Below are 24,724 nucleotides of genomic sequence, written 5' to 3'. Positions count from 1 at the left end.
GTCTTTGCATTTGGCAGGGTAATCCCGAAACGAGCAGAAAAAATGATTTACATTTTTTCGAACGGGAGCATATAATCACAGTGAGAGCGAGTGATCACTCACTTTTCATTTATGAACGATATTTGAATTTATCCATCCGTATCGGAATCAGCAGAAAGCTGGTATTTTTTTGACATTAAAAGAGAGTGATTACTCACATTATTTCATTTTAGAGGTGATGGTATGAAACGCATCTGTGTTTTTGGTTTGATCGCTGGAATGGTGTTCACCTTAACAGGTTGTGCCGGGTTCTCTCAGCAGGAGCCGTCACTATCGGGAACCATCGAAGCGGAGGAGTGGCCCATCGTCGCAGAAGTCGGCGGCATGGTTACAGAAGTGCATGGGGAGGAAGGGATGACTGTAAAAGCGGGCCAGGAGTTAGCCGCGCTGGACACTCGCAGCTACCAGATCAATGTCGCGGAGGCAAAAGCCGCATGGGAGCAGGCGACAGCCCGCTTGGAGGAAGCGAAGGCAGGCTCGCGTGACTCCTCCATTGAAAAAGGAATCGCTGCGGTCCAGCAGGCAGATGCGAATATCCGTATGGCGCAAGCCCGGAAGCTGCAGGCCGAGGCAGGGATCAGCAAGGCGAGGGAGCAGCGTGAGCAGGCCCAGTCCCAATTGCAGGGAGCACAGCGCACCCTCGCCTACCAGCAAAACCGATTGGCGGAGACCCGAGCCCTGTTTCTGCAGGGAGCCATTTCCCAAAAGGATTATGAGACACAGCAGGAGCTCGTCAGTCAGGCCATGACGCAGGTGAATCAGCTGGAGGCGCAAGTGGCTGCAGCAGAAGCACAGTACGTCACATCTCAGGGAGAGGTGGCAGCCGCAGTCGCCCAGGCGGGAACAGCTCAGGCCCAGCAAGCAGGAGCTGCAGCGGATTTGGATTTGCTGAAGGAAGGAAGCACGGGCTATACGATTCGCGCTCTCCTGGCCGCGCAGCAGCAAGCGCAGGCCAAGCTGGATCAGGCGATGCTGCAGCTGGAGAAGACGAAAATCACGGCGCCTGCAGACGGCATTCTGCTGCGCAGGTCGATCGAGCAGGGCGAAGTAGCCAAGACGGGGGCCAATCTGTTCACGATGATGAAGGCAGATCGGCTCAAGCTCAAGGTGTACATCCCTGAAGCCCAGTTAAACCGGGTGCAGACGGGTCAGGTAGTGGGCATTCAGGTCGACGCGTATCCAGGAGAAACCTTTACAGGGAAAGTCACCTTTCTATCCGAGAAGGCAGAGTTCACTCCGAAAAATGTGCAAACGCCGGACGAACGAACCAAGCTTGTCTTTGCCGTCACGATCGAGATCACGGACGGTCAGGGCAAAATCAAGCCCGGCATGCCTGCGGATGTCATTCTGTCTTCGCCAGCCGAGGGGGAAGGACGATGATATCCGCTATCTCCTGCAATCAGCTGACGAAGCGATTCGGGGATCGGATCGCGGTCAACAGCCTGACATTGAATGTGCCCAAAGGCTCCATTTACGGCTTTCTCGGACCTAATGGCTCAGGCAAGTCTACGACGATCCGGATGCTGTGCGGCCTTTTAGCGCCGACCTCTGGCAGCGGCATGGTTCTCGGACTGGATGTCATGACACAAAGTGAGGAAATCAAGCAGCGAATCGGCTACATGTCTCAGAAGTTCAGTCTTTATGAGGATTTGACGGTTGAAGAAAACCTCGACTTTTACGCCGGTGTCTATCAACTGAACGCGGCGGAAAGAAAGCAGAGAAAGGCAGAGCTGATCGAAATGGCAGGGCTGACGGGCAGAGAAAAGCAGATCGCGGGCTCCCTCTCCGGGGGATGGAAGCAGCGCCTGGCACTCTCCTGTGCCCTTTTGCACAAGCCGGAGCTGCTGATTCTGGACGAACCGACGGCAGGGGTAGACCCCGTATCGAGGCGAATCTTTTGGGATGTCATTCACGAGCTGGCTGGGCAAGGCATCACGGTGCTCGTCACCACCCACTACATGGATGAGGCGCAGACCTGCGATTGGATCGGCTTTATCTTTTTCGGAAATCTGCTGGCACAAGGGACGCCGCAGGAGCTCATCCGTCGCATGGGGGCGCAAAATCTGGAGGATGTGTTTATCGATCTGGTCAAACAGGAAGAGGCCCGGTTGGGTGAGGCCGGAAAAAGGGGGGAGGGCCGATGAAGCGTTTCGTCTGGGGGCGCTATTGGTCCGTGGTGAAAAAAGAAGTGATCCAGATCAAGCGGGACCGTCCGAGTCTGGCAATCGCTCTCGTCATGCCGCTGATGATGCTGTTTTTGTTTGGCTATGCTGTGAATACGGATGTGAACCATATCAAAATGGCGGTATGGGATCAGAGCTCGACTGCCTATAGCCGGGAGCTGGTCGATCAGTTTACCAATACGCAGTTTTTTGAGGTTGCCGCACATGCGAGTGGCTACGGTGACATCGAGTCCATGCTGGATGATGGTACGATCAGTGTCGCGCTGGTGATTCCTCCCGACTATGCCCGCAAGCGCGATCGAAATGAGCAGGCCAATGTGCAGCTGCTGGTCGACGGCTCCGATCCCAACATCGCCCGTACTGCGACCTCCAATGCCCAGCTGATCGTCCAGAACCGCTCAATCGCTCTGCAAGAGACGCGCTTGCAAAAAGAAGGCATGGGTGAGCTGGAATTGCCGCTAGAGCTCGATACACGAGTCTTGTTCAATCCCAACATGGAGAGCATCGTGTTTAACATTCCGGGATTGATCGGCCTGATCATGCAGAACGTAACGATGATCCTCACCGCCTTTTCGCTCGTGCGCGAAAAAGAGCGGGGGACGATGGAGCAGCTCATCGTGACGCCGATCAGGCCGCTGGAGCTGATGCTCGGGAAAATCACGCCCTACGTCGGGATCGGCCTCTTTTCCTTTTGCCTCGTGCTGCTCGTCGGTACCCTCTGGTTTGGCGTTCCGGTAAAAGGGAGCATATCGCTTCTCGTGAGCCTCTCTGTCCTGTTTCTCATCACGACCCTGATTCTCGGGATCTTCATTTCGACGATCGCAAAGACACAGCTTCAGGCCATGCAGATAGCCTTTGCGTTCATCCTGCCGAGCGTGCTGTTATCCGGCTTCATGTTCCCACGCGAATCGATGCCGCTCGTGATACAATGGTTGGGTGGGCTGGTCCCGCTGACCTATTTTTTGGAAATCCTGCGGGGCATCTTTTTAAAAGCCGTGGATCTGTCTGCCTTGTGGAAGGATGCGATGGGGATGGGGATTTTTTGTCTGGCGATCCTGACCGTCTCGATGCTGCGTTTCCGCAAAAAGATTGAATAGAGGAGCGTATGAAAAACGATGAACAAGCCATCATTGGAAGAGGGCCTGTTGCAATATGTAGAGGAGCTGAAGGACGAGAGTGAGATGACGGAAAAGCAGCGGAGCATTCTGCGGGCGTCCATCAAGCTCTTTGCCGAAAAGGGATTTCATGCGAGCTCTACCGCTGAGATTGCCAAGGAAGCAGGGGTCGCCGAGGGCACCATCTTTCGCCACTACAAATCCAAAAAGGATATCTTGCTGGCGGTGGTGGCTCCGGTGCTCGTCAAATTTGCAGGTCCGTTTATCTTGAAGGATGTCCGTGAAATTTTCCGGGAGCAGGCGAAAAAGCCTTTCCATGAGATCGCCACGGAGCTGTACCGCAACCGTCTGGATATGATCATCACCAATGAGAGAACCATCCGGATCCTGCTGCAGGAAGCGTTCTTTCACGATGAGATAAGAGAAGCCCTGATCGCCACTGTGTTTGCCGATATCAAAGGAATCGTGCAAAAGCTGATCGAAGACAAAATCATCGCAAAGGAATTGCGTCCGCTTCCTACAGAAGCCGTCTTTCGGGCACTGCTGTCCTCTATGCTCGGCTTGGTGCTGTTCCGTCAGGTTTTGGACCCGGATGATTTCCGCAAGCATAGCGATGAACAACAGATCGATCTCACTGTCGATATTTTGATGAATGGGATCGGGTATAAAGAAGAATAGTTTCGCTGTAAATAAAAATTTTATCGATCAGTGAACGGTGATAGGTCGATTTTGGTATGGAAAATGCTTCAGGGAATGGTATAATTGCAAACAACTTTTTGCTGCAAACCATGGAGGAGAGAAAGAACATGTATCGTTTATCAGAGAGAGAATGGCAGGCATACACGGAGAAATACAAGAATCGTGCCCGCATGCTCATTTCTTGTCCAGACCGTCCTGGAATCGTAGCGGCGATTTCCCATTTCCTGTACCAGCAAGGGGCCAACATCGTCCAGTCCGACCAGTACACCACCGATCCGGAAACCGGCCGCTTTTTCATGCGGATTGAATTTGAATTGACGAATTTGGAAGAGCGCTGCGAAGTCATCAGGGAGGCATTCAGACCGATTGCTGCGAGCTTTGACATGGAATATTCCCTGGTTCAGGCGAGCAAGCGCAAAAAGGTGGCCATCTTTGTATCCAAGGAAGACCACTGTCTCCTGGAGCTGCTGTGGCGCTGGAAGTCCGGAGAGCTGTATGCGGATATTTCCGTCGTGATCAGCAATCATCCGGACATGAAGGAAACGGTCGAATCGTTTGGCATTCCGTATCACTGCATTCCGGTGACAAAGGAAAACAAACCGCAGGCCGAAGAGGAGCAAATCGCTGCTGTCTCTGAAGCAGGTGCCGATGTCATCGTGCTGGCGCGTTACATGCAGATCCTCTCGCCGCGCTTCCTGGAAGATTACGCGATGCGAATCATCAACATCCACCATTCGTTCCTCCCGGCATTCGTGGGAGCGAAGCCATATGAGCAGGCGTACCGCCGCGGTGTGAAGCTGATCGGTGCGACGGCCCACTATGTGACAGAAGAGCTGGATGCAGGCCCGATCATCGAACAGGACGTACAGCGTGTGACCCACCAGGAAGATGTGGAAACACTGAAGCAGCTGGGACGCCAGGTGGAGCGCACTGTGCTCGCTCGCGCTGTAGGCTGGCATTTGGAAGACCGCGTGCTGGTATACGGCAACAAAACAATTGTGTTCCCTTAAAAAAGCAGAGAAGAGCCCATCCGAATCGGATTGGGCTTTTTTTGGTGCAGCTAAGGCTCCGCCACGCTCATGTCTGACAGCTCTGCAAAACCATCTCGGCAAATCGTTTGATGACAGGACGCTGTTCACTCATATCCGTTCGCAAGCACAAATACAATGGCCGCTTGATATCAACCCCGGGGACGGTCACGTGGCCGACCTCGCCGCGAGCAATGAGCTCGGTGACAGCCAATGCCGGAGCGAGCATGGTGCCATAGCCGGCCCGCACGGATTGGATGGATTCGAACAGCCCGTGGTACTGAAGGCCAATTTGCGGAGGCTGGACTTGGTGCTCAAGGCAGAGAGAAAACAGCTTTTCACGCGTCGAGCTGCCTGGCTCCCGCAGCAAGAAGGGCTCCTGAACCAGCTGTTCCAGAGGAATGTCCTGTCCAGCAAATGGATGGCTCGGCGGAACGATAAACAGGAAGTTGACATCCATCAGGTGAATGCGATGAAAGGGCAGATCCTTCCACACTTCATTGGTAATGATGGCGAGATCGGCTTCACAGCGCAGCAGCCGCTCGATCGACTTTTGTGAGTTGCCCGTGCGGATGTCTACTTCCACCTGAGGGTAGTTCTGCTTGTAGCTTGCGAGCCACTTCGGGACCAGATAATGAGAGGGGAGAAACGTGGAAGTGAGGCGCAATTGTCCTTTTGTTCCTTCCTTCATTTCCGCGAGCTGCCATTCAATCTCCTTTTCCCAATCGTAAATTCGGCGCGCCTGTTCAAAAAGGAACGTGCCTTCCGCTGTCAGGGAAATGCCGCGCCCATCTGGTGCGACCAGAGGAATAGCCAGCTCGTGCTCCAGCTTGCGAATTTGGGCGCTAACAGCAGGCTGGCTGATCGAAAGAGCGTCGGCAGCAGCTGTCACACTGCCTCTTCGCGCAACTTCGATAAAGATTCGAAGGGCGTGCAGGTTCATAGTCATTCTCCATTCATCACGATTGCTTATGAATCCGTCAGAAAGATGTATTGGAAAACCGGGGGACACCTTTGTACTGTGTATAGCATAGAAACGTGAAGCAGGCAAAGGAGAAAATCATGAGAGAGATAAAGGGGAAGACACAGGTCGTTGCAGTTGCTCTGGTAACTGCCTTTTGTTTGTTGGGAGATTCCATGCTGTACATCGTGCTGCCGATCTATTGGCAGGAAGCTGGCTTGTCCTCCCTATGGGAAGTGGGCATTCTTCTCTCCATCAACCGTTTGGTCCGCGTGCCACTCGGACCGTTGGTGGGGAAATGGTACGAACGGACAGGGGGAAGGATCGGGCTGGTGGTCGCCGTCATTCTCGCGTTCATCACGACGGTGTCGTACGGGTTTCAAGGATTTTGGCTATGGCTTTTCATGCGCAGCATATGGGGGATTGCGTGGACATTTCTGAGATTGGGAGCGTATTCGTTGATTGTGTCCGTGTCACAGGAGCACGATCGCGGACAGCTGATGGGCTTGTACAATGGCTTGTATCGCTTGGGGAGCTTGGGGGGAATGCTCGCTGGGGCGCTGCTCGCCTCCGTGTATGGACTGGCTCCCACTGCTTTTCTATTGGGGTGCTTTTCTTTGCCCGCACTGGTTTTGGTGTTTCTTTTCATACGACCTTCGTTCCAGAAGCGCCACGTTTACACAGACATGGACAAGATTGCGATCAGCTTTTGGAAGCAAAAAAGCGTATGGGCTACGATGGCAACGGCTCTGATCGTGGCGATGGTCTATCAAGGGATGTTTGCGTCCACGCTGAGCAGGCTCATCGAAATTCGGGAGCCAGTGGTTGAAGTGGGAGGGTTGATCATAGGGGCTGCCGTCATGGCGAGCCTCGTTCAGGGATTACGATGGAGCTGGGAGCCATGGGCAGCACCATGGTTTGGCAGGCTGTCGGACAGGTACGGCAGGAAACGGATCTTCATCTGGGCGCTATTGGCAGCAGCCATTTTATTTGGCGCATTGCAGGCACCTGTATCCTATTGGATCTGGCTCTGCATCCTGCTGGGCATTCAGTGGACTGCGACGGTCTTGACCACCGTCATGGATACGCTGGCAGCCGATGAAGCGACCAGGCAGGCAAACAGTACGGCCCTGATGACGCTCTACTCGGTTGTGACCGATGTAGGAGCTGCTCTGGGACCGCTGCTTGCCTTTTGGATCGATGGTCGTCTGGGAATGGATGTGGCATACGTAGCGATTGCAGCTGTCATGCTGCTGCTCGCCATTAGTTGGGGAGCTCAGCAGCAGTGGCATAGGAAGCGTAGTGTTCTTTGATTTTTTCCATGACGTACTGGATTGCTTCTTCCTTGTCCGGCCCGTGCAGAATCATGTGATTGGAGTGCTCGTACCAGCTGATTTGCGGGGTAGCCGCAGCATCTACACTGGATGCCAGTATTTCAGCACTGACCGCGTGCACGGTGTCGTCAAGTCGGGCTTGAAGCAGCAGGTAGGGTGTGGTGATCTTGGGCAGAAGCGGTTTGGTCTCCTCTAAAAGCCGCCGGAACTGCACCATGCTGCTGAGGGGAATTCGCCCGATGCCTTGTATGTAGCGGCGGGAGTGGGTAGGGAAGTCTTCTCGCAGGTAACTCATGGCTTGCTTTACATCCCAATACTTGTAGGGCGTGTTCAAGGTGATCAGGAGCTCCACCGGGTAATTCGTGGTGAGGTGAAAGGCGAGGAGTCCCCCCATGGAGAATCCGATGACCACGATCGAATCCGCTCGCATCTTCAGACGTTTATAAGCTTCCTCAGCAGAGCGCAGCCAGTCGTGGCGTGTGCTCTTTGCCATTTGGCGACGTGTCGTGCCGTGTCCTTCCAGCGTGGGGCATTCAACGTGGTAGCCCTCTTCTCGCAGTCGTCTGGCCAAGGGCAGGATATCGTTGATGTCTCCGGCAAATCCATGAATAAGGAGACAACCGACTGTTTCTTTCATCATGTATCGCCTCGCATGCGGATTTTTGTTTGTCTACGTATTATATACCGGAAGCGGGGGAGAAGCGACTTGACTACGCGCGCATGATGAAAAGCAAACGACCGCTCTTTCCTGGAGCGACTGTTTGCTTTTCGTAAACGGGAGAGTGCCGCTCCGCCAGATCACCGCAAGGCGCTTTTTACTTTTCAGCGAGCATCTCCCCGGTCTCCAGAAACGTCTTCATGCCGGAGAGGACGATCGGCAAGCCGTTTTCCAGAATAGCTGCGGTGCCTGGAGCCTGTTCGAATTCATCATGCACGACCGTAACGAGGGTCACTCCCTGAAACTCTGCATGTGAACCGATCTCCCAGGTAATGCGCGACATCGTATCGCTTTCCGTGCCCGGGAATGAGAGAAAGCGCCAGCTCATCACGAGTTTATTCGGGGGATCCATGTCGAGAATGGTTCCTTCCGCTTTCTTCTCATTTTCGCCCCAAAGCTCGAATGGCGCATCGATTTCCCAGGTGGATCGGATGGAGCAATTGAACCAAAACTTCGACGTCTTGGCAGGATCCGTAATGGCCTGCCACACTTGTTCAGGCTTTGCTTTAATGGCAATCCGGTTTACATTGCGGGGCTTGTTTTGCATATTCGTTTCACGCTCCAGTTCGTTTTGAAGAGTGGTTAATTCGAGCACCCAAGGCTCGGCGTATTTACTCACCCATCGCTCATAAATTTGTCGGATAGGCACGGCGTTCAAGTAATGCAGTTTTTCACGACCTACTTTTCTGGTGGTGATGAGTCCGGCTTCTTCGAGTATATTCAGATGCTTCATGACGCCAAATCTGGACATATCGAGCGGCGCACACAGATCATTCAGCGTTCGCCCGTCTGCGGCGTGGAGCAGATCCAAAAGCTTGCGGCGGCTGGGATCCGCGAGGGCCTTGAATATGTCATTTTCCAAGCGAAACACCTCCTTCCCAAAATTGGATGAAGTGGTTTAGAACCCCTTGACACGTTACTATTTGGTAACGTATTATGAAATTGTTCAAGTGACCTATTAGTCACATATTAGCACAAACCGATTCTCTTGTCAGTCGAGGCCAAGCAGAGCAATCGAGCCACAGCCAACCATTTGGAAGTGAAAGGTGATGTTATGATGAAAGTAACCTTGATCGCGGGAAGCAACCGCGCAAACGCAACGAGCACGTCCCTTCTGAGGTACGTGGAAAGCCTTTTGAAGGCCCAGGACATTTCGGTCGCATTTATCGATTTGGCACAGCTGCAGCTCCCGCTATTCTCCCCCGACAATTGGGAGTTTCATCCGAACGTCCGACACGTATTGGAAGCAATCGCAGATGGGGACGGATTGATCCTGGCTACCCCGGAATACCATGGATCCCTATCTGGAGCGCTTAAAAACGCCTTGGACTATGTAACCGCAGGCCAGGTAGCAGGCAAGGCTGTGCTTTCGGTAAGCTCCGCAGGCGGTCCGCTCGGGGTAAGCTCGCTGACGCATTTGCAGTCGATCGTACGCAATTTGCACGGAATCAATTGCTCGGAGTGGATATCGATCGGATCCGGTTCCCACTCATTTGGTTCCGATGGCAGACCAGTAGATGAAGAAGTGAGCAGCAGGGTTCGGAATGGAGTCGACAGCTTCGTGAACCTGACACGGAAGCTTGCTGCCACTGCCACGGTGGCAAACGAATAGAGCAGCCTCATTTTTTTCTTTAAAAGGTGACTAAAAGGTAACGTTTCTTTGGAAAGCTGCGAGCATCAGAGACAGACGTGGCGGAGAATGCTTGCCACGTGAAGGGCTCCATTCTTCACCAAAGGATGAGGGGTCCCGCGTATGAAATGATGGGGTCCCTAAAAACGAAAGGGAGATGGTTCATATGAAAACGCTGGAACAAGCGAATGTGGAAATCGTGACCGGATTTATCGAGGACGCGGCCAATCAGAGCATTCTGGATCAGACCGATCAATTTTTTGCCCCGCAAATCGCAGCTGCATTTACGGATCGGCGCTATTCGGTAGATGAAATCCTGGTCCAGGGAGAGAAAGTCATCGCGAGAATTTTCATGACGGCTGTCCATTCAGGAGAGTTTGCAGGAAATGCCCCTACCGGCAAAGCCGTGTGTGCGACGCAATTCCGTGAATTTCGCGTCATTGATGGCACCATCGCCGAACACCGCGGCTGGTTCGATACGGCCACGCTCCTCCCTCAAATTCAAGCTTCATAGCTTCCCGCAAGAAACGCTAGGTCCTGTACCCGCTACGAATTCATGAGGAGATGGATGATGATGAAATCGCTGGAACAGAGCAATATGGAAACAGTGAGCGCGTTTATCGAGGCATTCTGGAATCGAAGTGAGTGGGATTGTGCAGATCGATTTCTGTCCGATGATTATGTAGAGCTCTCTTACCAGTCCAAGGACGGGCTGAAAACGTTCGCTGCAAAGATCATGGATGCATTTCCCGATAAACGCTACGAGGTAGAGGAGATCATCGGACAAGGAGATAAAGTACTCGTAAGAATGACAGTGAAAGGGACGCATCAAGGCATGTTCTTTGGAACCGCGCCTACCGGCAATCAGATTGATGTCACGCTCTACCGTCAATATCGCGTTGCGGACGGCTTGATCACGGAGCATCGCGGCTGGATCGACATGGTAACCATGTGGAACCAAATTCAGGGGAACAGACCTGTTGCCTAGCCGCAAGAGGGTAGGGCTTCAACCAGCGGGAAGCGCAGGTACAATAAAAAGACAGCGGCAGTCTACGACTTTTTCAGTCCTAGTCCGCCGCTGTTTCTTTGTTCGTAAATTATTATGTTTTTTCACCCATTCTCGGCATACAGCCAAAACGGAGTAGGTGAAGCTTACAATCCGATCGTTTTGAGCTCAGGAGAGACAATCAGCTTGGGCTGTGTGCACGCCTGAATATCTTCAGCAGTATAGCCTTCCGCCACTTCTACGAGCACGAGGCCCTCAGGAGTGACATCGAGTACAGCTCGATCGGTGATGATGCGGTTCACGACCTGCTTCCCAGTGAGAGGGAGAGCGCACTCGTTCAAGATTTTGGTCTCTCCGTGCTTGTTGACGTGGTCCATGATGACGACGATCTTTTTAGCGCCATGAACCAGATCCATCGCACCGCCCATGCCTTTCACCATTTTGCCCGGAATCATCCAGTTGGCCAGATCGCCCTGTGCGGATACTTCCATCGCACCGAGAATGGCGAGATCGATGTGTCCGCCGCGAATCATGGCAAAGGACTCGGCGCTGGAGAAGTAAGCCGCGCCCGGAATCGCAGTGACCGTTTCTTTACCCGCATTGATCAGGTCAGCATCGAGCTCCTCCTCAGTCGGATAAGGACCGATTCCCAAGAGGCCGTTCTCGGATTGCAGGACGACCGTTTTTCCTTCCGGGATGTAGTTGGCGACCAGTGTAGGCATCCCGATTCCCAGATTCACATAAAAGCCGTCCTCGATCTCCTGAGCAGCACGAGTGGCGATTTGTTCACGTGTCAGCGACATATCTGTTTCCTCCTTATGAATGGCCGAATATTCCCGTTACAATTAGGAGCGGACCGTACGGCGCTCGATTCGTTTTTCAAACGAAGGCGCTTGAATGATGCGTTGTACATAGACGCTCGGTGTATGAATATGTTCTGGATCCAGCTCGCCTGCTTCCACGATTTCTTCGACTTCCACAATCGTGATTTTGCCGGCTGCCGCCATCATTGGGTTGAAGTTTTGGGCAGTCTTGCGGAACACGAGGTTTCCCATTTTATCCGCTTTCCACGCTTTGATCAGCGCGAAATCGCCTGTGATGCCTTCCTCCAGCAAGTACTCCTTGCCATTGAAGACGCGAGTCTCGCGGCCTTCTGCGATCGGCGTTCCTACGCCTGCAGGTGTATAAAAAGCAGGGATTCCGGCACCGCCTGCACGGACACGCTCAGCCAGCGTACCTTGCGGAGTCAGCTCGACCGCAAGCTCGCCTGAGAGGAATTGACGTTCGAATTCCTTGTTTTCGCCGACATAAGAGGAGATCATTTTTTTGATCTGCTTTTCGCGCAGCAACAGACCGAGACCCCAGTCGTCTACCCCGCAGTTGTTGGAAACGACTGTGAGATTGCCTACTCCCTTGTCACGCAAGGCGATGATCAGATTTTCAGGAATCCCTACGAGTCCGAATCCGCCCACCAGCAAAGTTGCACCATCGTGGATATCGGCTACGATGTCTGTGTAAGAGGTAAAAATTTTTGCCATGTCGATCACTCCCACCGTGAAAAAATGACGTAAAAAGCTAAAGGAAAGCGCTAACAATCCAGAGCGCCAGGATGTAAGTAAACCGCTTTCTTTTATCATACAGGATTCGAGTTACAAAAAAGTGACGAAAAGGTTGGAATACTCGAAATAACCGTCAGAGAAGGCACTTAGACGCGATAATAAAAAAATATAAAAAATGACTGAAAAGTGATACAACTAGTGTGTTTTTTCTGTAAAATATATTTTGCCAATTATTATTCTTATTTGGAAGAAAGATGCGGCGAAATAATGGTGCTCTGCAGGAGTGTATGGTATGAAAAAATGGATCAGCCTCTCATTAGTGGCCATGCTTCTCACAGGCTGCGAAAAGCTGGACAGTGAAATCGCCCAATTGAAGAAAAACGAAGAGGAAACCGTGATCAAGGTGAAAACGGTCAACGCCTATACGGTGGAACAAAATCAGGATGCCTTGGCGATGGAGGTATCCGGTATCGTGGCACCGCGTCAGGAGCTGGCCCTGTCTTTTGGGGCATCAGGTAAGATCGCCCGGATTTTGGTGCAAAAAGGGGCAGCTGTAAAAGCGGGTCAAACGCTCGCTACCTTGGACGCAGCCGCTTTGCAGCAAGGAATCCATGCCGCGCAGGGGCAAGTGGCGAGTGCGAATATTCGCCGCAGCAAAGCCGCACAGGGACCCGAAACCCACGAATTGCAGACGCAAAAGCTGCAGGTGGAAAAGGCGAAGCAGACTGCAGCGAAAGCAGAACAGGAGCATGCACAAGCCAAGGTGCTGTACGCAGGCGGTGCGATCTCCAAGGACGAGCTGGACAGGCTCGCCCTGGCAGAGCGGCAGGCCAAGCTGGATTTGCAGGAGGTGGAAATCGCGTACGGCAAATTGCTCAAGGGAGCGGATCGCCTGGATGTGGAGGAGGCCAACGCCCAAGTGCAGCAGGCCAACGTGGAGCTGACCCGTGCAAGGCAGGAAGCCGCTGATGCCGTGCTTACGGCTCCCTTTTCCGGTGTTGTGGCTGCCATCCCGCAGGCCGAGTCCGAGCAAACGGGACCGGGCAGCGAAGTCATCCGTCTCGTCGATACATCGCAATGGCTGGTCAAGCTGCAGGTAGAGAGCGAGCAGATCGGCAGCTGGAAGCCAGGTGCCGTCGTCACGGTAAAAGCGCCCGATGGCAGTCAGGCAGAGGGGAAAGTAACGTTCGTCTCGCCTGTCATGGACCAAGGATTGGGCTCCTATCCGGTGGAGGTGACCGTCACGGGAAGCGAGGTCAACTGGAAAGGCGGCATGACCGTCACCTGCCGGTATGCACTCGATGCAAAGGATGTCGCACTCGTGCCAGTCAGCAGCGTGGGAATATCCGAAGAGGAAAACTACGTCTTGAAAATTAACGACAATACGGTGGAAAAGACTCCGATCAAACTAGGAGCGATCCATGGAACGTTCTACGAAGTGGTGGAAGGGCTAGAGGTCGGCGATCAGATCGTAGGTTCAGGCCTTTCTTACCTGGTAGATGGCGAGGCGGTGAAGGTGGCTGATGAATAATCGGTCGTTTGTTTCCATCATTCCTTCCTTGGCCCGTCTCTTGGCGATTGCTTGCTTCCTGCTGGGGATCGGCGCTGTGCTGCGGATGGACGTCACCACATTCCCCGATCGGCCGGTTCCAGTCTATACGATCCATCTAGCCGTTCCCGGACTGACTACCGGCAAGATCGACGAGACCATTACTCGGCCGGTAGAGGAGTCGGTCCGTGCTGTCGGTGATGCTCTGACGATTACATCTGAATCCCGGCCTGGCTCGGCATCCGTCACAGTAGAGACGACCGAGCGCATCGGGTCCGATTACAAGGAGCGCCTGGAAAAGAAGCTGGCGGAAGTGACGAAGCAGCTTCCGGTCAAGGAGTGGAGCATCAGTCAGGACAACCTGAAGGATAATCGAGTCGGCTTTTATCTGCTGTACGGAAACGATGTACAGACCTTATCCGATGTCGCTCATTACACGGTCTATGAAAAGCTGATCAGCCTGCCGGGTGTCGCGCAGGTAGAAATCGATGACCGTTCCGTTCAGAAAAAGGTAGAGATTCTGTTTCGCCCGTCCATGCTGCTCGCATACGGTCTGACACCAGGTGACGTGCTCGACCAGCTCCCTGGTGACGTGCCGGGCGAAGAACTGGGCTCCGTGGGTCAAAACAAAGATCGGGCTTCCTTTTTGTGGTCCAGCATGTCGGAAGGACCGCAGGGATTGGGCAAGCAGCTGATCACTACAGATCAGGGATACGTCACGCTGAAAACATTGGCAGACATCCGCGATTTGCGAGGCAGCAAAGGGGATGAAGTGAGTGTCTATCACGGATCGCCTGCAGTAGGAATCACGCTGGTAGCTGCAGATGTGGGACAGGTCCCTTCCCTGCGGACCCAAGCTGCCGATGCGATTCGGGAACTGAACGAAGCAGCTGGCGGCAAATACAGGATCGATCTGTTTGATGACCAGGCAGGGCCGCTTGCGGGTGCAGTCTGGCAGCTGTCCTTGTTAGCGGTGCTGGCATCCGCCTTGTGTGCGGTGTTCCTTTTCATGCGTACGAGACGCGTGGGCATGTCGCTGCTTTCGTTACTGGCTGTTGTCATGGCGGCTGGCTGTACATTGGGGGGCATGTGGCTCACCGATGTGGCGCTGACGTACACCTCTATCGGCCCGCTCATCGTCTTATGCCTGATGTATACGGGAGCAGGGGCAGCGCTGTTTCACCGCTTGCAGCGACGCGGGGCTATCGACTTCCTGCTTGCTTTGCAGGAGTCGTGGAAGCTGATGAAGCCACTGCTGCTCGCGATTGTGATCGCAGCGGCTTGCTGGTTCGGCCTGATGATGACGGATTTCCTGGAAGCAGCGGACAGGATCGTGCTGTACGATGCATGGCCCGTCCTTTTATGGGGGACGGTAGCGCTCCTTCTCGTCTACGGCTTCATCACACCGGTACTGGCTGGGATGTGGCTCGCTGTCGGAACCGAACGCGAAGCCCGCACGCCGGGGGTGGCGACACGCTATGCTTGGAAACGGTGGGAGCGCCTCGTGAAGCAGGGGTATTTGCCTTATGGAATCACCCTCGTCGCTTCTCTGATGATGGTTGTCTTGCTGCATTCGTTTGTGCTGGTAGATGACTACGGCGAGTTGACGACCAATGATAAGACGCTGTCTCTGGAAATGGTGCAGGGAAGCACGATCGACGAAGCAATGCGGGCGTCGCAAATCGCTGACGAGCGTCTTCGAGGGCTCGCTGAAATTCAAGACGTGTACACGGTGGCGTCCAAGGAACGACTGTCCTTGCATTTGAAGCTCGCAGACAGATACGACTGGACGATGACGCTCACGAATCTGGAAAAGGAACTGGACAAGCTGCTCCGTGACATCCCGGGGACAGACCCGTTCGCCTTTGTCGTCAGTGATGATGTGAAGACCCGATTGGAATTTACCGTGAAGGGACCTTCCTTGCTCACCACACAGGGGATTGCACAGGAAGTGCTGAACCAGCTGCAAAAATACACGTCACGCGATGAAGACGGCAACGAGATCGTTACGGATGAAAGAATCGGTGCCGAATCGGTCGATACGATCATTGAGATTCGCCCCAAAGCGGACATGCTGGCACGCTACCGGGTATCCGAAGCCCAGATCAAAACGCAGCTGGAGAGCTACCTGGGGGAAAAAACAGCGGGAAGCGTTTACTGGAACGAGCAGAGTGTTCCTGTCGTGGTGCGCTTTCCGGACAAGTGGATGGAGCATCCTGATCAGGTGAAGAATATCTTGATTCGCACGCCGGCCGGAAAGGTTCGGCTGGGCGAACTCGTCGATTGGCAGATCGGGCAGGCGCCGCTTGTTTATCAGCGCGAAGACGGCCTGTACGTCTTCACAGTCAGCAGTGCCGTTCGGGATGCGGGGCGGATTGATTCGCTTTCCTACGTCTTGCCTTTGCGGATGCAAAAAACGATGACGATTCCAGAAGGATATTCCGTCCTGAATGCCGATGAGCTGAAAAAGCTGAAGGAGGAACAGACGGACAAAGTGGATTGGAGCGGGCGTGTGCTTGCAGTGGCAGGGCTCTTTGCCACCGTTCTTTTGGCAAGTCTGCTCTTGCTGGGCAGGACCCGTGACGGACTTTTGGCGCTGCTGATCTTGCCCGTGTTGTCAGGGAGCGTCATGGTGGGCATGCTGATCATGGATCGTCCGATGAACGGAATGGCTTTTTACGGCATGATGGGAGCCGGCGCCGTACTGCTGCAGCAAGCGTTGGTGCTGCTGGACGACCTGTTTGCGGCCAGGGATGAACGAGAGAAGAATTCGATCTGGGAGTCTGTCCGTTTGGGTTTTGGACGAGCGTTTGCGACTCAGGTCACGGTCTTTGCCTCGGTTTTGCTGGCGAGCGTGCCCCTTGCCTTCGGATGGACGACTGGAGTAGACCCGTTTGCCTCCTTTGCCAGTACACTTCTGTTTGGCACTTTGCTCGGTGCCTTTGCCGCGATTGTGCTGATACCGGGCATGCATCACGCAGCTGAATGGGCGCAAGCGACCAAAGGAGAGCTCTCCCTTCCCATCGTGCTGGACCGTATACGAATCTGGTGGGAAAACGACAGAGTCCGCAAGCGGGATGCGAGGGAGCGGAAGCAATGGCTCAAGCAACGCAGATGGGAACAGCGCTACGACAAGCGTGAGCCTGATGAACCTGCTAGAAATGACTTGTCCGAGGAAGACTTCCTTCCGTTATCCGCACATGCTACCGACGCTAACCAATAGGTTGGCGTCGGTTTTCTCCGTTTTCCGTCCATTCTCATGTAAGATAAGGAGAGAGGCAGTGATCAAGGGAGGAGACCGAAGTGCGCCGATACATCAAGCTCTTTGACTATATATTGCTGGCCGGCATCCTCGTCGGGCTGTTCATATCGTCATCGACGCCGTACTACAAGCAAGACATGCGAGGGACGTTGTCCGAGATTGCGGATCAGAGCAATTTGGGAGATCGGATGGCGGACTGGTCGTTCCAGTATGCCGGCAAGGAAATCAGTGTGGAGGAAAAAGGGATTGGGGGGGTTCTGGAATTTCTCCTGCGCAAAGCCACCCATTTCTCCGTTTTCGCCCTGCTGGCCCTCAGCTTTTACCGGGTTTTTCGCCATCGCCTATCCTTTGCCGTCGCCTTGCCGTGGAGCGCTTTTTTCAGTCTGCTGGCAGCGGTGCTCGATGAATGGCACCAGACATTCACGCCGGACCGCACGGGAATGGTCGGCGATGTGCTGCTGGATGCCTCCGGTTCATTGAGCATGCTCTTGGTGGTAATGATTGTCTACTTGTATTCCAGAAAATCCGTGTCATAATAGAAACGGTGCCGAGCCTCTCAGAGGCTATGTGTTTGCGGAGAAAGAATAGGCTTTTCAGTATTTGATTTTCTCTGCTATACTAGGAGAATGAGGCTTCTGGTTGAGGTTCTCACCATTTTTCGGAAATGATAAAAGGAGTGCAAACTGGATGGCAGTACAAGTGGGAAGCATCATCGAGGGAAAAGTGACAGCGATTAAACCGTTTGGGATGTTCGTAGCAGTCAGCGAAACCGAGCAGGGGCTGGTCCACATTTCCCAAGTAGCAAACGGTTTTGTAAAGGATATCAATGATCACTTTGCCGTTGGAGCACAAGTAAAAGTGAAAGTTCTCTCCATTGATGATGCAGGCAAAATCTCGCTTTCGGTTCGCGCCGCACTCCCAGCGCCTGAGCGTCCGGAACGTGAAGAGCGCCGTGGTGGTGGATATCGTGGGGGCGACCGCGGAGGAAATGCAAAACGAGATACCGGAGCATCCTTCGAGGACAAACTCAAAAAATGGATGAAGCATAGCGAAGAGAACCTTGCGACGATCAACAAAAAGAACGCAAAACGCGGCTACTAAGCCTTGCGATAACGGTATACGTAAAAGGACGGGATCAATTGACCCGTCCTTTTTCTATTGGCCTGCATTATCCGATCAGCGGAGCAGCTGCTCCCAACCGGCCTTCGACGGGGTGGCCTTCCCGGCGCCAGTATTCGATACCGCCCAGCATTTCCTTGACGCGAAAACCGAGGGCAGCGAGCTTGGCGGCACCCTTGGTGGCCCCGTTGCAGGCAGGGCTCCAGCAGTAAACGACGATCAGCTTTTCGGAATCTAGCATAGTGGTGGATTCTTCGCAGATGCTCGGATGGGGAAGGGACAGAGCTCCCGGAAGATGAGCCTCCTGATAAGCCGATTCGCTGCGGACGTCGATGAGCAAAAAATCGCTTACACCGTTTTGGATATCGCTCCATACATCGGAGACATCGGTTTCAACGGAAAGCCTGTTGAGGAAATGATTGGCTGCTTGCTGGGGAAGAGCGGCAGGTGTTTGCAGAACAAGTGACATTGGAAGATTCCTCCTTGTGGATTGGGATGAATCTAGGGTAGCATGGGATTTAACATCAGAGTTATCTATACTAATTGATGAGTGTCATTACACTTTTCTATGGGAGGCTTTCAAATGGAGCTGGTCTATCTGCATACCTTCCGTGAAGTTGCCAGATGGGGCAGCTTTACGCGGGCGGCGGAAGAGCTGGGATATGCACAGCCTACGGTAACAGCTCAGATGCAAAAGCTGGAGCAGTCGTACGGAGCGCCATTGTTCGAACGCTTTGGCAGAAAGCTGCGACTGACACAAGCTGGGGAGGTTTTGCTGCCATATGCCAAGGAATTGATTCGGCTCTACGGTGAATCGAAAGAAGCCGTGAGCCGTGAAATTACGGGGCCGATCCGCATTGCGACCATCGATACGCTGGCTGCTTTTTATCTCCCGCCCCATTTGCAGAATTTCCGTCAATCCTATGCGGAGGCGGACTTGGTTCTTCAAACGGGGAGTGAGGCGGCCATCCTCGCGCAGCTCAAAGAGGGCGAAGTGGACATCGGGTTTATTTTCGATCGGCTTTGCACCGATGAGGATCTGGTCGTGCGTGTCGTTCGGCAGGAAGAGCTCGTCATTGTCATGCCGCACGATCATCGTCTGTCATCTGCCAGTGCGATCACTGTACGCGACCTGCAAGGCGAATCTCTCATCGTGACGGAAGAAGGCTGCACGTATCGGGGGATGCTAATGGAGACGCTGCGGGAGGAAGGGGTCGCACACAGGATTGCCTGCCAGTTCAGCAATCCCGAAGCGATCAAGCAGTGTGTGCGCTGCGGTCTGGGAATTGCGCTGTTGCCCCGTATGGCTGTCGAAAGGGAGATGAAGGAGGCTTCCCTGGCAGCAGTCCCGTTTCATACCGGCAAACCGCCCTTTTCGATTCAGGTGGTCTATCACAAAAAGAAGTGGCTGTCACGGGCGATGGAGCAATGGATACAGAGTGTCACCAGCGAGGGAGGAGGGATCTGATGACTATCACACCGGAAGAGTCTGTCGTTCCGGGCGTCTTGCTCTATACAGTCAGTTATTACAGCCAGGGTCTGCTCGTCAAGGCTGCGCTGGCGATACCGGAAGAGGACTTGAAACAGAAAAAAATCTTGCCCGCGCTGTTGTACTGCCGCGGAGGCATCAGGGGAGTCGGGCAGGTGAAGCCCGAGCGCATCAGTCAGATGGCTGCCTTTGGCTATGTCGTACTCGCTCCTCATTATCGTGGCAACGAGGGCGGGGAAGGCCGGGATGAATTCGGGGGAGCTGATCGCCACGACGTGTTTGCGGCGTACGACCTGCTCCTCCAAATGCCCGAAGTCGACCGTGAGCGAATCAGCGTCTTTGGATTTTCCCGAGGGGGGATCATGGCGTTATTTGCGGCGATGGAATGCAGGGGAGTGCTCGCGGCTGTCGTGTGGAGCGGGGTAAGCGACCTCTTTTTAACCTACGAGGAACGAGTGGATTTGCGCCGCATGCTTCGCCGGATAGTCGGTCATCCAGGAAAACAGGTGGAGGCTTACCGCGAGCGCACGCCGCTGTATCGGATCGGGGAAATCACGTGCCCCGTTCTGATTATCCATGGAACGGCCGATGAAAATGTAGGGGTCGAACACGCGTACAGGCTGGAGAAGGCACTCCGCGAGGCAGGTCTGCCCCATGAAATGTGGCTGGCGGAGGGGGCCAGCCACTTGTTTCAGGGAACCGATATGGAAAACTATACCCGTCGCATGTTTGCCTGGCTGGATGAAAAAGGCCAGGAGAGCAAAAGTCGCTTGCTGGAGGGAGTGGAGGGTATCAGAGCAAATGGGGCTGGAGGGGCAGTGAGATGATGATCTCGGTTCCTTCTCCCAGCTTGCTGTTCACTTGAATATCTCCTCCGTGGTTTTCTACCATTCTTCGTGAGATTGGCAAGCCGAGCCCGGTTCCTTCTTCTTTCAGCGAGAAGAACGGGTCAAAAATGCGGACGAGGTATTCGGGGGAAATGCCTTCACCGGTATCCCGCACATGCAGGTGTACATATTTTTCATCCAGGCGGCTCTCGACAGTGAGAATGCCGCCTTCTTTCATGGCTTCAACGCTGTTTTTCATCAGGTTGAGAAGAATCTGCTTCAGCTGCTCCACATCCACATGAATACGGGTGTCGGAATCGCAGCGGTCGATGATTTCGATTCCGTGGAGCAGGGCTTCGGCTTTCATCAATGGCAAAATCGAATGGAATACATCTGCAAGCCGGACATTGCGGTAGTTGGGCATAGAAGGCTTGGACAGCATCAACAGCTCCGTGACGATTTGATTGACACGCTCGATTTCCTGCAGGATGAGCGGTAAATAGTGACGCTGCTGCTCCTGATCGGACAGCTGCTGCTGAAGCAGCTGGATGAAGCCGTAAATGACCGCCAGTGGATTGCGGATTTCGTGGGCCGCACCGGCTGCCAGCTGACCGACCATGGCCAGTTTTTCCGATTGATTCAAGTATTCCTGCACCTGTTCCTGCTCCGTAATATCCAGAAGGGCTACCATCCAGCCAGTTTCATTTTCGTGCTGATGATTATGCAGCGGGATGTAGGAGACCAGAGCGGTAAAGGGAGTATCGTCTTGCTTCAGCAAAGTCATTTTCCGGTTCACAAACCACTGGGCATCCCCGCCGCCTTCCCACGTACCAGACTTCACCACCGGGTAGCCTTTGGCATCCAGCTTCACGAGATGCTTCGCCAGCCGGTTCACATGGACATCCACAGACACATACGGCCTTGTAATGATGCCGACAGGAAGAGAGTTGAGAATTTGTTCCCGGACGTTTCTTTCCTCAATCAAGACCTGACGCTGGGCTTTATCCTGGGCAAACAGGGTGGCGATATTCGTGGACATCTTGTTAATTTCGGCTGCCAGCTCCGAAAACTCGTCCTGATGGTTGTAGACGATCTGCTGCCCAAACGTTCCTCTGGATACTTCCCGGACCTGCTGCATCAGGGACTGGATAGGGCGCAGCAGCTGGTTGCGGAAGTAAAAGGTGAAAAATATGCCAAAGAGAATGGAGGCGACGGAGACCGAATAGGTCAGGATCAGAGAGACCTTGATACTCTCATTCGTGCTCTGGAACTCTTTGTTGGTCTTGTACTCCAGCTGGTTCAGGGAAAAGGAAAGATCCCGTTCGAGCTGATCGATCAGCGGCTGAACCTCGTGGGAGAGGACGTAGCTGACGGCTGGAACATTGTCAGCTTTGAGCAGCGGGTTGATTTTGTTCAAAAAGAGAAAATCCAGCTGGGAGATCGACTCGATGATCGTGAAGAGCCCGCTGTTTTCCTCCGTCTGCGGGATGCCCGCAAAGCGCGACGTATCGATCAGATTGGTGTAGTAATCATCCAGGTACGATTGGTCGCGGGTGAGCGTATAGGTCTTGAGCGAGTAGGTTTTCGTGTAAATCTGATTTTTGACCTCCAAGAGGGCACTCGTCTGCGGCAAGATATTTTGCGTCAAATGCATCTCGTCCGAAGTGACTTTCGTCATCTGGTAGCTGAACAAGCTCGTCACGCAGCCGATCAGCAGCATCATCACGAGATAGCTGAGCATCATTTTTTTCTGGAATCCGAGGTTCGAAAAGACTGACATACGGACTATCCTCCAAATGAAACAGGGTGTTGAAGCAACAGTTTCAACTCCTTGTCGATTTCTTCACGAATCTTTTGGGGAACCATGGGGCCAAAGGGGCTGAGCCGATTGACGCCTTCTCCCAAGCCGTACATGACTTTCCCGCTAGGAAGCTTGTTTTGCATGAATTGCTCCATGATGATGCGGTAGCATTGGCGCACATCCTGCAGCATCGAGACGAGCACGTAATCCGGAGCGATGAAGCGCTGGTCTGCGATATACCCGATGGTGTAGACCTTGGATCGCTGCGCTTCCGTGATGACCCCCAGATTGAAGCTGTCTCCCGTCGTATAAATGACATCGACGCCACGGGCAATCATTTCTCGGGTCGTGCGAACAGCGTTCTCGATGTCGTTGAAGTCCGGAACTTTCCCGATGATGACCTCCGCCTTTGGCGAGGCCTTTCGTACGCCCTCCTGAAACCCTTTGACTTGGGCGAATTCAGGCGGCTTGTCGACGAGGATGTAGCCGACTTTTCCCGAGCGGGTCATTTTCGCTGCCAGCGTGCCCACCAGAAAACCTGCCGGCTTCATGTCGTAGCGAATCGTGGTCTGATTGGGATAAGGAGCTTCGCCGTTAAAGGAGACAAAGCGCGTATTCGGATAAGACCTTGCCACTTGCGTAAAGGGTTCGGAAAAGATCACGCCGTGACCGAGAATGAGGTCGTAATCGTTGGCTGCATACTTGGTGGCCGCTGCCTTTACTTGATCGGGCTTGAGATTGTTGGCGACCTCCAGCGAGAAGCCATAACGCTGCTGGAGCTCTTTCAAGCTCTCAAGCGCGCTGCTGTTCCAGCCTTGATCGTATGTAGGCCCTTCGAGGAGCAAAGCGACCCTGAGCTTGTCTGTTGAATGTCCACGTTCGTTAATAGCGTTCAGATGAGTCATGCTGATGAGAAATTGACTCGTAATGAGCAATAGTAACCCAGCGACCAAACCAGCAAAAAGGGCGGGGAATGGGTGCAGTTTGGGCATGGATGATTCCTCCAGTGCTTAGGAAAAGAAAAATAACAGCAATTGAACAAACTTCTATAAAGGAAGGAAAAATCCTGCTGAAAAAAAGAGGAAACCCGCGTACGAATACGCGGGTCTTTGTTTCTCTTATTAAAATTGGGTGCCACGGTTCCAAGCGTTCTGATTGTCTGTCGTATGCGCGGTCCGCGGGGACACAGGCATGTTCGGATTGGATTGCTGGTACGGATTGGAGAATTGATTCAGCGATTGCATCGCTTGTGGAGAAACGTGGCCCTGATAGATCAGAGCGGCGGGAGATACTTGGTTGTTGAAGGCGGTTGTCTTTTCGTTGTAAGCGCCTTGGTTGGTGAGCTGGTTTTGATGGAACGTGGCTTGCTGTTGGTGGAACATGGCTTGCTGATGATGAGCATCAGCGTGGTAGCGGTGCATTTGTGCGTGCTGTTGATGAGCGAAAGCCAGCTCGTGGTGTTGACGTGTATGCATTCTGCATCTCCTCCAGAACATGCGGTTTTTTCATAACAAATGGGTTCAGAGCTCCCTTCAAAGTATGTCCAACCGCAAGAGGAACATACGGAAGAATGCTGAGATGACACTGGGGCAGGATAAGAAAATAAGCTTTTTAAGAAAAAGGAGGAGAATGGAATATGGATCATGCACAGATTGAGGAAATGCCGCAGACGGAGATTCCCGACGAAGTAAGACAGGTAGACATGCCCGAGATTGGCGAGACGACTCCGCATCCGAAACCGGACAGCCCGCAGGCGATGAGCGAAGCGGTAGGTCATGCCGAAGGAGAAGCCACAGGGCATGTCATCCACCATATCGGATTTATCCCTCCGAAAATCTGGTAGAAGCCCTCTCTCCAAAAGGGAATCTGAATGTTTTTGAAAGAGTTCGACAACTTGCAGTCAGGTTCGACAAAAGAAGTCATTTTCTCTCGTGGACAAGCGCAGCCATTTCTGCAAAAGTAGAAAGAAGATGTGAGTATTGAAGCGAGGGGATAGGACATCATGGCCCGAGTGCTGATTGTTGACGATGCTGCCTTCACAAGACGCATGCTGACTGACATGGTGGGTGGACAACACGAGATTTGTGGCGAGGCTAGCAACGGGTTGGAGGCAATTGAAAAATACAAGCTGCTCAAGCCTGACATCGTGACGATGGATATCACCATGCCCGAGATGCACGGAATCGACGCGATGGAAGAGATTTTGGATTACGATGGCAATGCGAAGGTGCTGATCTGTTCTGCAATCGGTCATCGGCAAAAGGTACTGGAAGCCATGAAAAAGGGCGCCCGTGACTTTGTCGTCAAACCCTTTCAGAAAGAGCAGATCCTCGATGCCATCCACCGAATTCTATAGGTGAAATGATTCGACCGCCGATCCCAAAGAGGAATGGCGGTCTTGTTTT

26 protein-coding genes are annotated in these 24,724 nt (G+C 53.3%); 17 read left to right on the top strand and 9 right to left on the bottom strand.

Annotation, left to right across the window (positions count from 1 at the left end; all coding sequences use genetic code 11):
* Window positions 1–222: 222 nt before the first annotated feature.
* From JNE38_RS26945 to purU, 5 genes are all read left to right on the top strand, one after another.
* Window positions 223–1,419, top strand: coding sequence for an HlyD family secretion protein (locus tag JNE38_RS26945; RefSeq protein ID WP_203354126.1), 1,197 nt, complete (start codon window positions 223–225; stop codon window positions 1,417–1,419).
* The gene (locus JNE38_RS26940; protein WP_203354125.1) at window positions 1,416–2,183 is read left to right on the top strand and encodes an ABC transporter ATP-binding protein; all 768 of its coding nucleotides are present in this window, start codon (window positions 1,416–1,418) and stop codon (window positions 2,181–2,183) included. Before JNE38_RS26945 ends, JNE38_RS26940 begins: the two co-directional genes overlap by 4 nt.
* Window positions 2,180–3,319 (top strand): ABC transporter permease, encoded by a 1,140-nt coding sequence (locus JNE38_RS26935; RefSeq protein ID WP_203354124.1) that lies wholly within the window; start codon window positions 2,180–2,182, stop codon window positions 3,317–3,319. Before JNE38_RS26940 ends, JNE38_RS26935 begins: the two co-directional genes overlap by 4 nt.
* A gap of 18 nt (window positions 3,320–3,337) precedes the next feature.
* Entirely contained in the window at window positions 3,338–4,015 is a 678-nt protein-coding gene (locus tag JNE38_RS26930) for a TetR/AcrR family transcriptional regulator (RefSeq protein ID WP_203354123.1), read from the top strand.
* 128 nt (window positions 4,016–4,143) lie between these two features.
* Window positions 4,144–5,046, top strand: a complete 903-nt coding sequence (gene purU / locus JNE38_RS26925) for a formyltetrahydrofolate deformylase (protein ID WP_203354122.1) — start codon at window positions 4,144–4,146, stop codon at window positions 5,044–5,046.
* 67 nt (window positions 5,047–5,113) lie between these two features.
* Here the strand turns inward: purU and JNE38_RS26920 are convergent, their stop codons facing one another.
* Window positions 5,114–6,007, bottom strand: a complete 894-nt coding sequence (locus JNE38_RS26920) for a LysR family transcriptional regulator (protein WP_203354121.1) — start codon at window positions 6,005–6,007, stop codon at window positions 5,114–5,116.
* 119 nt (window positions 6,008–6,126) lie between these two features.
* On the opposite strand from JNE38_RS26920, the gene JNE38_RS26915 reads away from it, so the two are divergent.
* Complete coding sequence (locus tag JNE38_RS26915; protein WP_203354120.1) at window positions 6,127–7,338, top strand: MFS transporter; 1,212 nt, start codon at window positions 6,127–6,129, stop codon at window positions 7,336–7,338.
* Here JNE38_RS26915 and JNE38_RS26910 read toward each other — a convergent pair.
* Complete coding sequence (locus JNE38_RS26910) at window positions 7,289–7,999, bottom strand: alpha/beta hydrolase (protein WP_428993681.1); 711 nt, start codon at window positions 7,997–7,999, stop codon at window positions 7,289–7,291. The two genes, JNE38_RS26915 and JNE38_RS26910, sit on opposite strands and share 50 nt — an antisense overlap.
* 175 nt (window positions 8,000–8,174) lie before the next feature.
* On the bottom strand, window positions 8,175–8,939 hold the full coding sequence (locus JNE38_RS26905) for an ArsR/SmtB family transcription factor (protein WP_203354119.1): 765 nt from the start codon (window positions 8,937–8,939) through the stop codon (window positions 8,175–8,177).
* Window positions 8,940–9,134: 195 nt separating this feature from the next.
* On the opposite strand from JNE38_RS26905, the gene JNE38_RS26900 reads away from it, so the two are divergent.
* The 3 genes from JNE38_RS26900 to JNE38_RS26890 all read left to right on the top strand — a co-directional run bounded on the left by JNE38_RS26900 (window position 9,135) and on the right by JNE38_RS26890 (window position 10,695).
* Entirely contained in the window at window positions 9,135–9,689 is a 555-nt protein-coding gene (locus JNE38_RS26900; RefSeq protein ID WP_203357762.1) for an NADPH-dependent FMN reductase, read from the top strand.
* Window positions 9,690–9,873: 184 nt separating this feature from the next.
* Window positions 9,874–10,221 carry an ester cyclase gene (locus JNE38_RS26895; protein ID WP_203354118.1) on the top strand — a complete coding sequence of 116 codons (348 nt, stop codon included), beginning with the start codon at window positions 9,874–9,876 and terminating at the stop codon, window positions 10,219–10,221.
* Window positions 10,222–10,275: 54 nt separating this feature from the next.
* Window positions 10,276–10,695, top strand: a complete 420-nt coding sequence (locus tag JNE38_RS26890) for an ester cyclase (protein WP_428993680.1) — start codon at window positions 10,276–10,278, stop codon at window positions 10,693–10,695.
* Window positions 10,696–10,859: 164 nt separating this feature from the next.
* Here the strand turns inward: JNE38_RS26890 and JNE38_RS26885 are convergent, their stop codons facing one another.
* Both JNE38_RS26885 and JNE38_RS26880 read right to left on the bottom strand, forming a co-directional pair.
* Window positions 10,860–11,516 carry a CoA transferase subunit B gene (locus JNE38_RS26885; RefSeq protein ID WP_203354117.1) on the bottom strand — a complete coding sequence of 219 codons (657 nt, stop codon included), beginning with the start codon at window positions 11,514–11,516 and terminating at the stop codon, window positions 10,860–10,862.
* A gap of 42 nt (window positions 11,517–11,558) precedes the next feature.
* Entirely contained in the window at window positions 11,559–12,251 is a 693-nt protein-coding gene (locus tag JNE38_RS26880; protein WP_203354116.1) for a CoA transferase subunit A, read from the bottom strand.
* A 313-nt stretch (window positions 12,252–12,564) separates the two neighbouring features.
* Between JNE38_RS26880 and JNE38_RS26875 the strand changes: the two genes are divergently transcribed.
* The 4 genes from JNE38_RS26875 (at window position 12,565) to JNE38_RS26860 (ending at window position 18,184) form a co-directional block, all read left to right on the top strand.
* The gene (locus JNE38_RS26875; protein ID WP_203354115.1) at window positions 12,565–13,803 is read left to right on the top strand and encodes an efflux RND transporter periplasmic adaptor subunit; all 1,239 of its coding nucleotides are present in this window, start codon (window positions 12,565–12,567) and stop codon (window positions 13,801–13,803) included.
* The gene (locus tag JNE38_RS26870; RefSeq protein ID WP_203354114.1) at window positions 13,796–17,044 is read left to right on the top strand and encodes an efflux RND transporter permease subunit; all 3,249 of its coding nucleotides are present in this window, start codon (window positions 13,796–13,798) and stop codon (window positions 17,042–17,044) included. Before JNE38_RS26875 ends, JNE38_RS26870 begins: the two co-directional genes overlap by 8 nt.
* Before the next feature lie 80 nt (window positions 17,045–17,124).
* Window positions 17,125–17,619 (top strand): VanZ family protein, encoded by a 495-nt coding sequence (locus JNE38_RS26865; protein ID WP_203354113.1) that lies wholly within the window; start codon window positions 17,125–17,127, stop codon window positions 17,617–17,619.
* Between the two features lie 151 nt (window positions 17,620–17,770).
* Complete coding sequence (locus JNE38_RS26860) at window positions 17,771–18,184, top strand: S1 RNA-binding domain-containing protein (protein ID WP_203354112.1); 414 nt, start codon at window positions 17,771–17,773, stop codon at window positions 18,182–18,184.
* Between the two features lie 67 nt (window positions 18,185–18,251).
* On the opposite strand, the gene JNE38_RS26855 is transcribed toward JNE38_RS26860, so the two are convergent.
* Complete coding sequence (locus tag JNE38_RS26855) at window positions 18,252–18,671, bottom strand: rhodanese-like domain-containing protein (RefSeq protein WP_203354111.1); 420 nt, start codon at window positions 18,669–18,671, stop codon at window positions 18,252–18,254.
* Between the two features lie 114 nt (window positions 18,672–18,785).
* Here JNE38_RS26855 and JNE38_RS26850 point away from each other — a divergent pair, with 114 nt between their 5' ends.
* Both JNE38_RS26850 and JNE38_RS26845 read left to right on the top strand, forming a co-directional pair.
* Window positions 18,786–19,670: a LysR family transcriptional regulator gene (locus JNE38_RS26850; RefSeq protein WP_203354110.1), complete on the top strand. Its 885-nt coding sequence runs from the start codon at window positions 18,786–18,788 to the stop codon at window positions 19,668–19,670.
* A complete protein-coding gene (locus JNE38_RS26845) occupies window positions 19,670–20,518 on the top strand; it encodes an alpha/beta hydrolase family protein (protein WP_203354109.1) in 849 nt (282 codons plus the stop codon). Before JNE38_RS26850 ends, JNE38_RS26845 begins: the two co-directional genes overlap by 1 nt.
* Here JNE38_RS26845 and JNE38_RS26840 read toward each other — a convergent pair.
* From JNE38_RS26840 to JNE38_RS26830, 3 genes are all read right to left on the bottom strand, one after another.
* Window positions 20,484–22,298, bottom strand: coding sequence for a sensor histidine kinase (locus tag JNE38_RS26840; protein WP_203354108.1), 1,815 nt, complete (start codon window positions 22,296–22,298; stop codon window positions 20,484–20,486). The two genes, JNE38_RS26845 and JNE38_RS26840, sit on opposite strands and share 35 nt — an antisense overlap.
* A 5-nt stretch (window positions 22,299–22,303) precedes the next feature.
* On the bottom strand, window positions 22,304–23,311 hold the full coding sequence (locus JNE38_RS26835) for a BMP family ABC transporter substrate-binding protein (RefSeq protein ID WP_203354107.1): 1,008 nt from the start codon (window positions 23,309–23,311) through the stop codon (window positions 22,304–22,306).
* A 129-nt stretch (window positions 23,312–23,440) separates the two neighbouring features.
* Window positions 23,441–23,794, bottom strand: coding sequence for a hypothetical protein (locus JNE38_RS26830; RefSeq protein WP_203354106.1), 354 nt, complete (start codon window positions 23,792–23,794; stop codon window positions 23,441–23,443).
* Window positions 23,795–23,955: 161 nt separating this feature from the next.
* Here JNE38_RS26830 and JNE38_RS26825 point away from each other — a divergent pair, with 161 nt between their 5' ends.
* Together JNE38_RS26825 and JNE38_RS26820 are read left to right on the top strand one after the other, a co-directional pair.
* Entirely contained in the window at window positions 23,956–24,162 is a 207-nt protein-coding gene (locus JNE38_RS26825; RefSeq protein ID WP_203357822.1) for a hypothetical protein, read from the top strand.
* 159 nt (window positions 24,163–24,321) lie between these two features.
* A complete protein-coding gene (locus tag JNE38_RS26820; protein WP_203354105.1) occupies window positions 24,322–24,675 on the top strand; it encodes a response regulator in 354 nt (117 codons plus the stop codon).
* Window positions 24,676–24,724 lie beyond the last annotated feature (49 nt).

Source organism: Brevibacillus choshinensis (genome assembly GCF_016811915.1).
GTDB classification, from domain to species: Bacteria; Bacillota; Bacilli; order Brevibacillales; family Brevibacillaceae; genus Brevibacillus; species Brevibacillus choshinensis_A.
The sequence above is the reverse complement of the archived record's forward strand: the minus strand, read 5'-3'. Positions and strand labels throughout refer to the sequence as shown.

What these genes read in the sequence shown, in the direction of transcription:
- JNE38_RS26945 (WP_203354126.1), top strand. Translation starts at nt 223, where the DNA reads ATGAAACGCATCTGTGTTTTTGGTTTGATCGCTGGAATGGTGTTCACC.
- JNE38_RS26940 (WP_203354125.1), top strand. Translation starts at nt 1,416, where the DNA reads ATGATATCCGCTATCTCCTGCAATCAGCTGACGAAGCGATTCGGGGAT.
- JNE38_RS26935 (WP_203354124.1), top strand. Translation starts at nt 2,180, where the DNA reads ATGAAGCGTTTCGTCTGGGGGCGCTATTGGTCCGTGGTGAAAAAAGAA.
- JNE38_RS26930 (WP_203354123.1), top strand. Translation starts at nt 3,338, where the DNA reads ATGAACAAGCCATCATTGGAAGAGGGCCTGTTGCAATATGTAGAGGAG.
- purU (WP_203354122.1), top strand. Translation starts at nt 4,144, where the DNA reads ATGTATCGTTTATCAGAGAGAGAATGGCAGGCATACACGGAGAAATAC.
- JNE38_RS26920 (WP_203354121.1), bottom strand. Translation starts at nt 6,007, where the DNA reads ATGAACCTGCACGCCCTTCGAATCTTTATCGAAGTTGCGCGAAGAGGC.
- JNE38_RS26915 (WP_203354120.1), top strand. Translation starts at nt 6,127, where the DNA reads ATGAGAGAGATAAAGGGGAAGACACAGGTCGTTGCAGTTGCTCTGGTA.
- JNE38_RS26910 (WP_428993681.1), bottom strand. Translation starts at nt 7,999, where the DNA reads ATGATGAAAGAAACAGTCGGTTGTCTCCTTATTCATGGATTTGCCGGA.
- JNE38_RS26900 (WP_203357762.1), top strand. Translation starts at nt 9,135, where the DNA reads ATGAAAGTAACCTTGATCGCGGGAAGCAACCGCGCAAACGCAACGAGC.
- JNE38_RS26895 (WP_203354118.1), top strand. Translation starts at nt 9,874, where the DNA reads ATGAAAACGCTGGAACAAGCGAATGTGGAAATCGTGACCGGATTTATC.
- JNE38_RS26890 (WP_428993680.1), top strand. Translation starts at nt 10,276, where the DNA reads ATGATGATGAAATCGCTGGAACAGAGCAATATGGAAACAGTGAGCGCG.
- JNE38_RS26885 (WP_203354117.1), bottom strand. Translation starts at nt 11,516, where the DNA reads ATGTCGCTGACACGTGAACAAATCGCCACTCGTGCTGCTCAGGAGATC.
- JNE38_RS26880 (WP_203354116.1), bottom strand. Translation starts at nt 12,251, where the DNA reads ATGGCAAAAATTTTTACCTCTTACACAGACATCGTAGCCGATATCCAC.
- JNE38_RS26875 (WP_203354115.1), top strand. Translation starts at nt 12,565, where the DNA reads ATGAAAAAATGGATCAGCCTCTCATTAGTGGCCATGCTTCTCACAGGC.
- JNE38_RS26870 (WP_203354114.1), top strand. Translation starts at nt 13,796, where the DNA reads ATGAATAATCGGTCGTTTGTTTCCATCATTCCTTCCTTGGCCCGTCTC.
- JNE38_RS26860 (WP_203354112.1), top strand. Translation starts at nt 17,771, where the DNA reads ATGGCAGTACAAGTGGGAAGCATCATCGAGGGAAAAGTGACAGCGATT.
- JNE38_RS26855 (WP_203354111.1), bottom strand. Translation starts at nt 18,671, where the DNA reads ATGTCACTTGTTCTGCAAACACCTGCCGCTCTTCCCCAGCAAGCAGCC.
- JNE38_RS26850 (WP_203354110.1), top strand. Translation starts at nt 18,786, where the DNA reads ATGGAGCTGGTCTATCTGCATACCTTCCGTGAAGTTGCCAGATGGGGC.
- JNE38_RS26845 (WP_203354109.1), top strand. Translation starts at nt 19,670, where the DNA reads ATGACTATCACACCGGAAGAGTCTGTCGTTCCGGGCGTCTTGCTCTAT.
- JNE38_RS26840 (WP_203354108.1), bottom strand. Translation starts at nt 22,298, where the DNA reads ATGTCAGTCTTTTCGAACCTCGGATTCCAGAAAAAAATGATGCTCAGC.
- JNE38_RS26835 (WP_203354107.1), bottom strand. Translation starts at nt 23,311, where the DNA reads ATGCCCAAACTGCACCCATTCCCCGCCCTTTTTGCTGGTTTGGTCGCT.
- JNE38_RS26830 (WP_203354106.1), bottom strand. Translation starts at nt 23,794, where the DNA reads ATGCATACACGTCAACACCACGAGCTGGCTTTCGCTCATCAACAGCAC.
- JNE38_RS26825 (WP_203357822.1), top strand. Translation starts at nt 23,956, where the DNA reads ATGGATCATGCACAGATTGAGGAAATGCCGCAGACGGAGATTCCCGAC.
- JNE38_RS26820 (WP_203354105.1), top strand. Translation starts at nt 24,322, where the DNA reads ATGGCCCGAGTGCTGATTGTTGACGATGCTGCCTTCACAAGACGCATG.